The 12,505-nt window shown below is 45.6% G+C and carries 4 protein-coding genes; 1 reads left to right on the forward strand and 3 read right to left on the reverse strand.

Going from position 1 to position 12,505, the window contains the following annotated elements; genetic code table 11:
• Positions 1-41: 41 nt before the first annotated feature.
• The 3 genes from BMX95_RS13030 to BMX95_RS13040 form a co-directional block, all read right to left on the reverse strand.
• Positions 42-3,968 carry a DUF5977 domain-containing protein gene (locus BMX95_RS13030; RefSeq protein WP_133054095.1) on the reverse strand — a complete coding sequence of 1,309 codons (3,927 nt, stop codon included), beginning with the start codon at positions 3,966-3,968 and terminating at the stop codon, positions 42-44.
• A 686-nt stretch (positions 3,969-4,654) separates the two neighbouring features.
• Positions 4,655-8,188 (reverse strand): malectin domain-containing carbohydrate-binding protein, encoded by a 3,534-nt coding sequence (locus tag BMX95_RS13035; protein WP_242673275.1) that lies wholly within the window; start codon positions 8,186-8,188, stop codon positions 4,655-4,657.
• 20 nt (positions 8,189-8,208) lie between these two features.
• Positions 8,209-11,037, reverse strand: a complete 2,829-nt coding sequence (locus BMX95_RS13040) for a glycoside hydrolase family 95 protein (protein ID WP_081204775.1) — start codon at positions 11,035-11,037, stop codon at positions 8,209-8,211.
• A gap of 381 nt (positions 11,038-11,418) precedes the next feature.
• Here BMX95_RS13040 and BMX95_RS13050 point away from each other — a divergent pair, with 381 nt between their 5' ends.
• Complete coding sequence (locus BMX95_RS13050) at positions 11,419-12,453, forward strand: tetratricopeptide repeat protein (protein ID WP_081204773.1); 1,035 nt, start codon at positions 11,419-11,421, stop codon at positions 12,451-12,453.
• The last annotated feature ends 52 nt before the right edge of the window (positions 12,454-12,505 follow it).

Here is a 12,505-nt window from a genome sequence, read left to right on the forward strand (position 1 = left end):
GATAGGGTTTATTTGTTTTTATTGCTTTTAAAAATCAGTATTTATAAAATAGTGATGGTATTACAGTCAGTGCTAAACGTCACCCTATTTATATAAACCTCACCGCCAACTAACTCATCATTACAGCCCAGGTAATAAACATAGGACACCGGGAAAAATATACTCCACGACTTGGGATAGATCCACATTTCATAAGTACCGGGCAGTATTTCCAGGTTTTGATAATAGTCCACATCTTTAAAATCATAATTGATGTCTGTATTATTAACCTGCCGCATAATTATCTCAAATTTTTCACCTTGCTCAGATGAGTTATTTGCAAAACTCACCTGTATAGGCTGCAATTCACATTGACCGGTTTGATCGGCAATGCTATGTGCATAGTTAGATGCCTGAACCAGTACATCATCGTAAGATATGGTAGAAGTAAACTTACCGGGCGGCATAGATACATAAACAGGCAGGGGCGCATAGCCGTCAGCGCACAATGACGAATAATAATATTCGCTTAAGTCAACCGTATTAGTATATATTGCGGGCTTTTTGCAATCGGGCGAATTAGTGGAGAAAACCGCCCACCGGGTATTGTTATATTTCAAGGAACAGGGATTCACATTTTTCTGTTCCCGGAACTGGCGGCCGGTTTTCTGTCCATCTACTTCTTCACACATATAGTTATCTGTGTACTGCCATTCAAGCGCACTCTGATCGGGTATATTACCGGTATTTATTATATAACGATTTGTGCCATAAGTAGTGCTATTGGGGTTGGCATCAACCTCTTCCAACAGCTTATCTGTAATAAAGAGTGGATTTTGCTGGCAATAGGTGTACTTAAAACCACCGGTGTATTGCCATTGCGGAACGCGGCTTTGGTCGGCATTCTCACTATTATCCTGATAAGCGTACTGGTATTTTTTTAGAATGTTATACGCATCGTCCTTTATATGCAGCAAGCGTCCGGCAGCATCATATTCAAAGTAACTGATGCGGTTATTGACATCTGTTTTGGCGGTCATTCCAATAAGCGGATCGTAGGTATAGGTTACCATTTGGGCATCCGCCGGGTACAGCCGTACCTCATCAATATAATCGCCGTTAATGTCAACAGCGCTCACATTGTCCAGCTTCCATTCCAATAAACGCCAACTGCCAATACGTTTACTTACCGCCAGCTGGGTACCGGCCAAACCATTCACGGTACAATTACCATTTGCCCATAAGGTAACAACGTAGCTACCGGCAGGTACTGTTTTAGTTACCCCGCCAACGCAAATCCTTCTACCCGTAACATCGTTATACCAGGGGCAGTAGCTGCCTGGCTTCAATGACCAGCCACCATATTCCAGGTCTTCAAAAGAAGTATAGGCGATTTGGTCAGCAGAAGCATTGGTTACTTCAGCAATAGGCATCGTTTTATTATAACCCCACACGTACGACATTTTAACATCGTTTGTTTTTGACACGGTGGTAACATTACCCCGGTCATCATACGAATCGAACCGGGTGCGTTCTTCCTGCGCATTTTTTTGCACTTTGGTTTCAACCGATTGCGGCAGGATCATGCCATTCCAGGATGCAAAATTTGTTTTTACTATTTGTAAAGGGTCAAAAATGCCCGCTTTGGTTGTTTTTTCTTCTATCACCGGCGACCAGATATGCCGGCTGATCATACTGGCATATGGTTCCTGGGAAGGATAATCATGCGGGTAGGTATAGGTGGTTGTAATGGTTTCACTCTTACTGTTCTGTACTATCTTTTTGGTAGGCTGTTCATGTATGGGATTATCATACACGTAATCTGTTTGTATCTGCACATTATCAACGGTAGTTTCACTGATCAGCCGTTTGCGGCTGCTATTGAACACTACATCACCAAAGTTCCAGGCAGACCAGACACCTGAGCTGCGCGGCCAGGTATCATCAGGATTTCCTGAACAAGCCCCATATTCATCACACGGGCAGGGATCCGGTATCCAAAATGCAAAATCCTCCCCATAAAAACCCCGCACCGACTCGCCGGGGATCTCCTCATATTCGTAGTAGGTACTCGTAACTTTATTATTCGGTCCATATTTACTAATGTATGTCAACTTACCATCATTATGCGCCTCATACACGTTTTGATATGCCCGGTAGATTGGATAGTTACCGTCGTTAGTGGGTCCGTTGGTGGTGGAAAAAGCATACGTATAAGGTTTGTAGTCGTACCCGTATTCAGTGGTAGCATAGGGCACGCCGGTTTTGTAGTCCGCGCCCATGGTATGTTCTTTTACGGTCGTATACACCACCGGGCTGCCATGCGGGGCAATATCTACTGTAGGGTCGCTGGTAACATATACGCGGCGGAACATTTCAAAACCATGAAAAGCCACCACGCCGCCATACTGCGATGAAGAAAAGTATTCTTTTGTAGGCAGCACATCCATTTGTGCACCACTATATTCATACTCTTTTACCTCTGCCAGTTTACCATCGGCCGTATAATTTAATTTTCGTTTTATTCTCAAACCACCTACGTCTAATGTATAGTAATTTGGAATAATACCCACACGATCGATCTTATTGGCCTCAAATTCAAAATCAGTTTTACCACCGGTAGGGTATATGATCTCCTCCAACGTATATATTTTCATTAGTTCTTCGGAAGTCTGGCGGTCGTTTGTACCTACAACACTCATGAAACTACCGGCATAGCCGTAAAACTCAAACTTGAACGTAGGGATCAATGGCATGCTATTATTGCCGTTGTAATAGCCCCAGAAATCCACTCCGACTTTATTGGTAGCGAACTGCTGAGACGATTCACTATTATAATTGAACGCATACTTATTAAGGTAAGCCCCTGTAGCGTCATAAAATTTTATTTCCTTCAGAAAAGCTCTTGTAGTCCATGAAGTTTGATTTATGGTAAAATCAATTCTTTTTATCAGATTATTTGACTTATCATACACTTCCATACGCGACAATCTCTTTGTTGTCCCGTCGTAGCTAAACCTGACCTCTCCACTCCGGAATGATATTACAGCAGGGGCATCCATGGTTGCTGTTTCAAGTGGATAACTTTCAAAAACATCAGGATCTTCATAATAATTGGCGAAAGAAGCAATAGGCCACGATCCACCACAATTTCCCCGTGTCACCGTAAGTGTACTGGCATTATCGTCTCTTGTATAAGTATCAGCCCATCTGCGTACGGTTTCAGAATAACCGGGTCTATAAGTATAAGCGATTACATTCGCCGGATCTGTAGCAGAAGTCAAGGTATTTAAAAGCCAGGCCGTTGACCCACTTCCAACACCACCTGAGCCAGGGTAATTAAATGCATATTTCAGCCCTTTTTCATCGATGACATCAAAACCGGCCAGATGGCCATCTGTGCGCTCGCCTTTTATTGAAAGGGGTTTATAGTCGAACAACAGGCACTCTTCATTATAATTTATTGGATGGAAGTTTCTAAATATAAATTTTCCCGTATTTCCCAGAAAATTATAGGAGAAGATATCGGGCATGGTATTGCCCTGGGCGGCCCAGGATAAATACATCAACGAATCTGAATTATTCCGGTCAAAAGTCAATATATGGTTTACATGTTCTTCTGTGGGCCAGCCATAGTAGTCAGGCCATAAAGCGGACTCATCAGAGGACTTTAATTGTGTGCGGGTGATGATGCCCCCCGTGTTGAGTACCCAGCCGGCACCCACCATTCCATTTGGGTCGGTAGGTTTTATGCCGGAAGCATGGTAACTTAATGATATGGGCACCTCTAAATCGCCTTCCTTGATCGAGTATAACGGAATGATGATATCAGGCACCCCTGTAAAATTACTCACCGGATAATCACCGTACTTCTGATATTGCATAGCAATAGGATCAGGGGGAATAATTTTTGGCAGGTCCTGCGCAAATAAACGGTTTGTTATAGAAAGCAGGAAAATAAGGACCCGGAAAAGATATATCTTTTTCATAAACATATTTACGTTGCCTGGTTAGGGTATAATGATTTCGTGAACAGACCAGCAGCTAACGAAAGGATTAGGAACATAGTCATCCCCTTCGCGTAAGCGACTATTAATTGGCTGCGATAAATGAAGTAGGAAAATCAACAATTTCAGCTATCCCGGCGGGCTATCCTGTGTACGGACTGGGAAAAATGGGAGATAATCATTACAAATCAGGATAACGAATGGTTTGTGGCACATATTAGCAAGCTTAGCATTTTGCAAATCAGGTATTCTATAGGCACATTAAAGATAATGTTCTCATTTAAAAATTCAACATTATTTGATAAGTGTGCTGTTTTGACAATAGCCGTGTTATTTCAACTGATAGCCGTGTTATTGACAATTGTTAAGTAAAAGTAAATAGTTGATTCGTGATGAAAAACAATTGACCATGGCTTTTAGTACCGGTGAATTTCCCGATCTCCTTAAAATAAAAAACGCTGAACGTATATCTAACGTTCAGCGTTTTTTATTTCTATCGGCTATTGCCTATTCAATGTGGTAAAGTGTAATTTCAATAAGCTGAAATGAACACATGAAATAATATACCCACCCCTGCCCCTCCCAGGAGGGGATGCTAAAAACAAAGAGGGCCCCATTGCCCATGCCTATTGTCTTTTCCCTCTGCCCTCTGCCTTCTGCCCTTTGCCCTACTGCACATCCACTCCCCCAATCGCCACCCCTTCGGCATCAGTAGCGGTTATGCGTACGATGTATTTGCCGGCATTGATCATAGAGCCGCTGGTAGTGGTGAAATAATTCCATTTTCCTTCGCGTGTATTGGTAAACTCCATGGCTTCTGTTTTAAGTACCGTACCATCAGCTTGTAACAACTGCCAGGTTGCTTTGTGAATGGCTGTGGAAGGATTATAATACCGGAAGGTAAGTGAATACACATCGCCTACTCCGGTATTGATGGTAACATCTACCTGACTACCGGCAGGTTTGGTAAACACCACCGATTCCCGTTTGTTTATGGTTTGTCGGGTGACTCCATCTCCGGATGTTACAGCCTGGTCCATTTTATAGCTGGTGGTGGCTTTTTGATCGAAAGGCGGTTGCAGGGTAGTCACCGGCGTAACGATTGTAGTATAAAGTTCCTGTACATTCACCGCAGCGTTGGCGGCAAAACGCTTACGCAAAAGCTTATAGACTTCCTTTGTATTCTGCAATACCATCTTTGTATCTTCAAATTCTTTCATCCATTCAGGTTTTTGCAGGCTGCTGTCTATGGCTATGAAAACATCTGCATCAGCAGTAACGGTAAAGGAAGCTGAACCAGACTTTGCCCCTTCCGGTAGCTGGATCCATTCTGCCCCGTATAAGGTTGGCGGCAATGCTGTAAACGCAATGTCGTTATTGGTAAATTGTTTATCACCGGTATTCAACCAGGTTTTTGCGGTTGCCGCTTTAGACCCTTCACTATCCTTTACTTCCAGTTTACCAATCAAAGCAGGCGAAGGCGCTGCAGGCTTTATCTTGTGATTGTCTGTAGCAATGGCAATAGCCGAGATAATGGCCTGGCCCGCTTCAATATGCGGGAACGAAATAGCCAGCTGTCCACCAGTTACATGTACATTCACTGTTTTTTGTAATGCAGAATCATGACCGGATTCCGCCCAGATATCGAGGTTTTTAATAACTGTTTTATTATTGACAGCTACATCAAATAGGCGCCAGCCTTTGCAATTCAAACCGTCACCGGTTCCCCACCACGGTTCCGTAAAATACAACTCTACGGTGTAGTCGCCGTCAGGTACCGGAAATTCATAACGCAATTGTTGTAATCCATAACGGAAGGTTTGATACAATGGCCAGTCGGCTGTTCCTTTAATGGGATCGTACGTCTGTCGTTGGCTGGCATAGAATGCCGGCATGCCCGGGAATTGTTTTGTCCAGGAAACAGAACCCCAGGTATTATTCGACTTTTTCTCACGATCGGCCAGCCAGGTATTACCCTCGCTGTCCTTGTAATCGGGACCGCCACAGTTTACGCGGTATAAATAGTTTGGGCCTGGTGGTCTGGGCGCATTATCCTTTATATAGGGACGAGGAACAGGATAAAACATTTTAAAACCCGGCGCCTGCGGCAAATGTTGCAACACAATATAATCTGTCGTCACCATCCTTCCATTCACCAAACCTACCGCATACAATACATTGTATTTTATATCAACCCCATCCCACTGAAAATGGGTACCGATACCATTTCGCTTGCGTTTGCCTAAGGGAACGCTTAATATATCATTGTACAACTCTACTTCGTCGCAATTGGAGTACACTACAATGCCGTCCTTCTTACCTGGAGTTGTCCAGCGGCCGGGCCAGGTGTGCGAAACAATGTACACCATGGGCGAGGTTTCTTTTGGCGCGTAATTGGCGCGGTACATATAAAATGCATCCAGCGGTTCTTCCCAGGGTGTTAACAGGCCTTTGTAATTCACTGGGCCAATGCGATCGAGCTCACGGAGCCCTTCCCCACTCTGCACCCGGCCGGGGTTATCGTGCGAGGTATAGATCCAGAAGAATTGACCACAGGTACTGTCCTTCACTGATTCGGCCAACCGCACTTTCGTTTCCATCAGCTGGGTCATGCGATCTTCACTCAGTGTTCCGTTCTGCACAAAGCCGCCCTCTGTATGTAAATCAAGGGTGCGCCAGGCGCCATACTCACCGATCAACTGCTGACGAATAACATCGCTGCCATAAGCAGCCGGATTGCCGCCATAGGTGCCCGTCCAGTTCTGGGGCACATCCCAATCAGTTCCTTCACCGCCATTGCAGGTGGTCACTTTTCGCTGGGAACTTGCAGTGGGGTCCAGTTCACGGATCAACTGCGTGCATTCCCGCGCAAAATCTTCCGGGATCTTGCTTTCATTCTGCAGCCCCCACAACACCAGGGAAGGACTGTTGCGGCGTTCTATTACCCACTCTTTCAATAATGTTTTAAAGTTATTTTTAAACTCGGGTGTGTTGTACCAAACGTGGGCCGACAATTGCGTCCACCAAAGCAACCCCATACTATCGAGCAGGTGTTGGTACCGTAAGTTGTGCGGCTGGTGTGCATCGCGGAAAGCATTGAAGCCGACTGCTTTTATTTGTTGTACCCGTGCTCTTACTTCTGCATCGCTAAAGGCATGTCCGCCCCCCATCAGGTGCTCGTACTCGGCAATACCATTGATGAAGACCGGTTTTCCATTCAGGAAGAATTGTTTGCTGGAACCGCTTCTGCCTATGGGCCAGCTGATCCAGCGGATGCCATAAGGTGTTTCGGCAACATCGGTCACCTGACCATTTTGCAGCACTTCCGTAACCAGCGTATAACAATAGGGATCGCTCAATGACCACAGGTGCGGTGTTTTTATCACCGGCAACTGCTGCGGCGTTTCTGCTACAGCACCCGGTTGCAGGGTACTGTTAGTAGTTGTAGTAACCACCACCTGTTTCGCCTTGTTCAACAGGCGTTGGATGATGGTGATGGTAACCGGTTTACTGCTATAATTCTTAACCGTAGTTGCCAGGTGCAATTGGGCCGATTTTTCAGACACGGCCGTATCGTTCCAGATATGTACCCCAAACGGTTCTACCCGAACTTCACTGGTGGTGATCAAATGCACCGGACGAAAAATACCCATGGGTTGCGAACCCTCACTAAAACCACGTTCATCGGAACAGCCGCCACATACCCAGGGCAGGGTTTGAATATTCGCCGGGTGATCGGCACGCACGGCCAACAAATTGGGTTTGTTATTATCAATGAGCAGATCGGTAATATCTAAAGTAAAAGTGGTTCTGCCACCGGCATGTTCACCTGCTTTTTTGCCATTCACCCATACAGTAGCAAATGAACTTACCCCTTCGAACCATAAAAAATATCTTTTGCCTTTTTCTTTATGAACTACGGTAAATGTTCTTCGATACCAGGCATAGCCATGGCGGTTGCCATGCAACAACCGGCGATAGCCTTCATAGGCATCCCAGTTATGGGGCACAGTTACCGGTTGCCAGGTTGCCGTATTGTAGGAAGGGTTTTCAAACCCGTCATACGCACGCTGATTGGTATCGTTGGCTATGGATTGCCAGTTGTTATTCAATGACACATCACTCCGTACCTGCGCAGACGCATTAAAAAAACACAAAACACCAACTAAAACAAGAAGACTCTTTATTTTACAAAGCATCATATTCATTTTGGGTTTCACCATTACCGATTCAAACTTCCATTAAACGTATAAGTACCATTCTTTTTTGTTGCCAGCTCTATTTCCTTTGCTCCGTATTTCAATCGGCATGGATTGCCATTTTTAGAAACCAGTTTTACCTGTTGTAGTTTGCCCTGTTTCCAGGTTATGTCCAGTACAAAACCACCCCGGGCACAAATGCCTTTCACTTCCCCATCGGGTAATTCGGTAGGCAGCGCCGGTAATAATTCAATAACACCAGTATGGCTTTGAATGATCATTTCTGCAATACCCGAAGAGCCGCCAAAATTACCATCGATCTGGAAGGGTGGATGTGCATCGAATAAGTTATTATATACGCCGCCTCTTTCCCGGCCATTGTCATCGATGGCTGGCGTGAACAGGTTTTTGATCATCAACAAAGCGTGATCCCCTTCTTTGAATCGTGCCCATACATTCACTTTCCAGGCAAGGCTCCAGCCGGTGCCTCCATCGCCGCGATAGATCAATGACTGGCGAGCCGCTTTCATCATAGCTGAATCTTTCCAGGTTATATCCGAACCGGGGAATACGCCCCATAAATGAGAAATATGGCGGTGCTCGTCTTTTATATCGTCCACGTCTTCCATCCACTCCTGCAATTGATTGTGTTTGCCGATCTTGTTAGGCGCAATTTGCGGGATCAGCGTTTTCAATCTTTCAGCAAAAGCAGCATCGGTTTTAAGTACCGCAGCTGCTGCACTGCAATTCCGGAACAACTCCCTGATGATCTGGTGGTCCATGGTTGGGCCAGCTACCAGTCCGCCGTGCTCCGGTGAATTGGAAGGGGTGCTGATCAAATACCCGGTTTTGGGATCTTTTACCAGGAACTTTTCGAAGAACTGCGCTGCCCCCTGCAGATTGGCATATTGTGCACGCAGGAAAGCCGTATCCTGGGTATACAGGAAATGCTCCCAAATATGAAGTGTTAACCAGGCGGCGCCGGTAACCCAAATACCATGGTTACTCGCATTGATAGGCGCCGTGCCCCGCCACAGATCGGTATTGTGATGCAGCACCCAACCCGGCGCATCGTAATGGTCTTTAGCCGTTTGATATCCGGTTACGGCCAGCTCGTTTATCATTTGAAACAAAGGCTGCGTACAAGTGGAGAGATTCAACACTTCGGCAGTCCAGTAATTCATTTCCAGGTTGATGTTGGTCGTATACTTACTGCCCCAGGGGGGAGTCAACAGATCGTTCCAGATCCCCTGCAGGTTAGCAGGCTGCGTACCAGGGCGGGAAGAAGAGATCAACAGGTACCGGCTGTACATCAAAAACAAAGGCACCAGCGTGGCATCATCCTTCATATTGAACTGGCGAATACGTTCATTTGTTGGTAATGTTGTATTCTTACCAGCGGGAACAGTAAAACTAAAAGTTGCAAACAGCTGGCGGTATTCTTTCAAATGCGCTGCTTTTATGGTGTTATAAGGAACACCTTTCACCCCGGCCAGGGCGGCATTACAGGCCGCCACGGGATCACCCGACACATCTTTATAATTTTTGAAACTGGTGGCAGCTACCAGGTAAAAGTCAGCTTCGGTAGCCTGCTGCAGGTTGATGGCTGTGTCGCTCACCGTTAGTTTGCCACCTGTTGCTGTAGCATATAAATAACCTACTGCTTTTAACACGCCATTGCTTACTTCCAATGACAACGAAAGCGTATGATCATCAACTTTCTTTATTACATATTTCTTATGAGGTGTATTCAGCACCGCCTGTAAAGAAAGCGCACCGGGTTTACTGGCAGTTAAATGCATTACCACACTTTGATGCGGGGCGCTGATAAAATATTCGCGGTTGTAAGAAACACCATTTACTGTATAGGAAATGCGGGAGATGGCGCTGTCCAATTCGAGCGACCGTTTGTAATTGGTGCTGTTATTGCCATGCGCAAAACGGAAATACAGATCGCCAAAAGGCAGGTAATCTGCTTCATAGCGGGGCAATGCCGGTGGTGTATCGTTCTGAATAAAATATTTCCAGGTATTGCCCAATGAAACTGTATCCACATCACCGCCTTCGGGATATACCACCAATGTTTTGGCCGTGCCTTTTACCCCGGTAAAACCACCCTTATCAAAGAAATTGATCACCTGGATGGCTACTGTATTCTTTCCTTCTTTTAATGCCGAAGCAGGAATGGTATATTTTCTTTTTTTACTGATGCCTTCATCATGTCCCACCAATTGCCCATTCACATAGGTAAAATCCATATCGCGAATGCGGCCGAGATCGAGCACCAGGTTCTTGCCCAGCCATTTTGCCGGTACGTTAAAGGTTGTACGGAACCATAAAGAACCATCGGTACCTTCCAGCCCAACACGCTCCCACCCTTCGGGTGTGGGCAATTGCATGGTTGGCCAGTTGTTGTCGTTATAGGTAACAGCCGCCGGTTCGGTTTGCATACGTACAGATTTGAACCAGGCGTCTTTTTGTAATTGGTAGGCGCTGTCGTCAGGGTCTTTCAGGCCCATAAAATACTTCTCCCCCATTGCTTCTGCTTCCGCCTGTTTTCCTTCCGCCAGCAGTTGCCGCATTGGCTGCAGGTATTGCGCCGCACCGGGATGGGAATAGGAACGCGGCCGGCCGCTCCACAAGGTTTCCTCATTCAGTTGCAGGTGCTCCTCCCCCACTCCACCAAAAACCATAGCACCCAGGCGGCCATTGCCAAGCGGCAGGGCATCCGTCCAGGCAGCAGCGGGTTGCTGATACCATAAGCGCAGGGGCTGATTTTGTGCATGGGTTTTGGAAAAAGGACTAACAACCGTTAATAAAAAGGAAAAACGAAGCAATGATTTCAGGTGCATAGAAATGGATATATGGGTATTAAGACGATAGCAAGATACGACCTAGTTGCAAGTTCTTTGTTCAAAGTTTTAAGTTGAAAGACTAAAGTTGAAAGTTCAAAGTTTTAAGTTGAAAGTTGAAGCAGGCATTAAAGTGTCATTAAGACAAATACCAGCAGCCAGCTGTAAGCCGTAAGCTTTAAGCCGTAAGCGATAAGCGGCAAGCCATCTCGGCCAGGTTGAATTCTCTCTGCTATTGCCCTTTGCCTTTTCTCTCCGCCCTCTGCCTCGCCCGCCGAAGCCTTGGCGTAGGAGGGCCTTCTGCTTCGCCCACCGACGCTTTAGCATAGGTGGGCCCATTTAATTATTTTATCTATCTTGATGGTTGAAAACCCAATAACTATGAGTTTTTTTAAGAAGCTGTTTAATAAATCAGCCGATACCGATTCTTCTTCCGGACAGGAAAAACCGGCCACACCCGCTGGGCAGGAAGAAAAAACTGCTACACCCGCAGAGAAATTTGAAATGGAATTTCAGTCCACTATACCCCGGTATTTATGTAAACCAGGTATCGATGTGGACCTGAAAATGCGCAATAAAGAAACCGATGCGGTAATGACGTTTGCCGAATCTTTTCCCGAGCAATTTGCCGAGTGGCAAACTGTGCAATCATTGCCAGACCGCCGGGGAATTATTTATAAGATCCTGGATGAGATAATGGGCCGTGATCTGCACCTTTGGCAGGTTATTGAACGGTTTGTAGATGACCGTTATCCTGAACATGCCCTTAAAATTGCCGAGGAACATGTGCAACTATCAGACCTGAGCAGTCCTGATTTTTTTGCCGCTACCGCAAAAGCCTATGTGATCTTAACCAATTATAACCAGGCTGAAAGCCAGGCACGTAAGGCATTGGAATTGGATGGCGGTCACATTCGGGCTAAAATTGCGCTGGCAGATGCATTGCATGAAATGTGTCAGTTTGATCAGGCACATGAAATATACAATGAGGTACTTAAAGCGCGCATGCCACAATCCAAGGAAAACATTACCATGTCGTTTGCGCATCTGGTTGGATTTAATGGCGACATTTTACCATCGGCCATTTATACCATCGCCTGGTTAAAACACCATCCCGATACCAATATGGATACCTGGAATTGGGCCAATGATGAGTTTTATTACAGTCCGCATTTCAGGGCGCAATTTTCTTATTATCTATTACAACAAAAAGAAACCCTGAAAGGACTGGCGAAATTATACAACCTGACCAAAGAAATGCCCTGGTATAAAGAGGGGGTGCTCAATTGCTGGTCTGTGATCAATCAATTGGGCATGTCGGCCAATATGCCCGATGAGATCGCTTACCTGGAAGGGATAATGAAAAAGAATCAATGGGACCCGAATGACCCGGGGTTGCATAAGATGGAGTTGTAGGAAATAAACTATACATAAAAAGACCTCGTTATAAAGATAAATTGGCTCTTTA

It is taken from the genome of Niastella yeongjuensis, assembly GCF_900110245.1.
In the GTDB taxonomy this organism is placed as follows: domain Bacteria; phylum Bacteroidota; class Bacteroidia; order Chitinophagales; family Chitinophagaceae; genus Niastella; species Niastella yeongjuensis.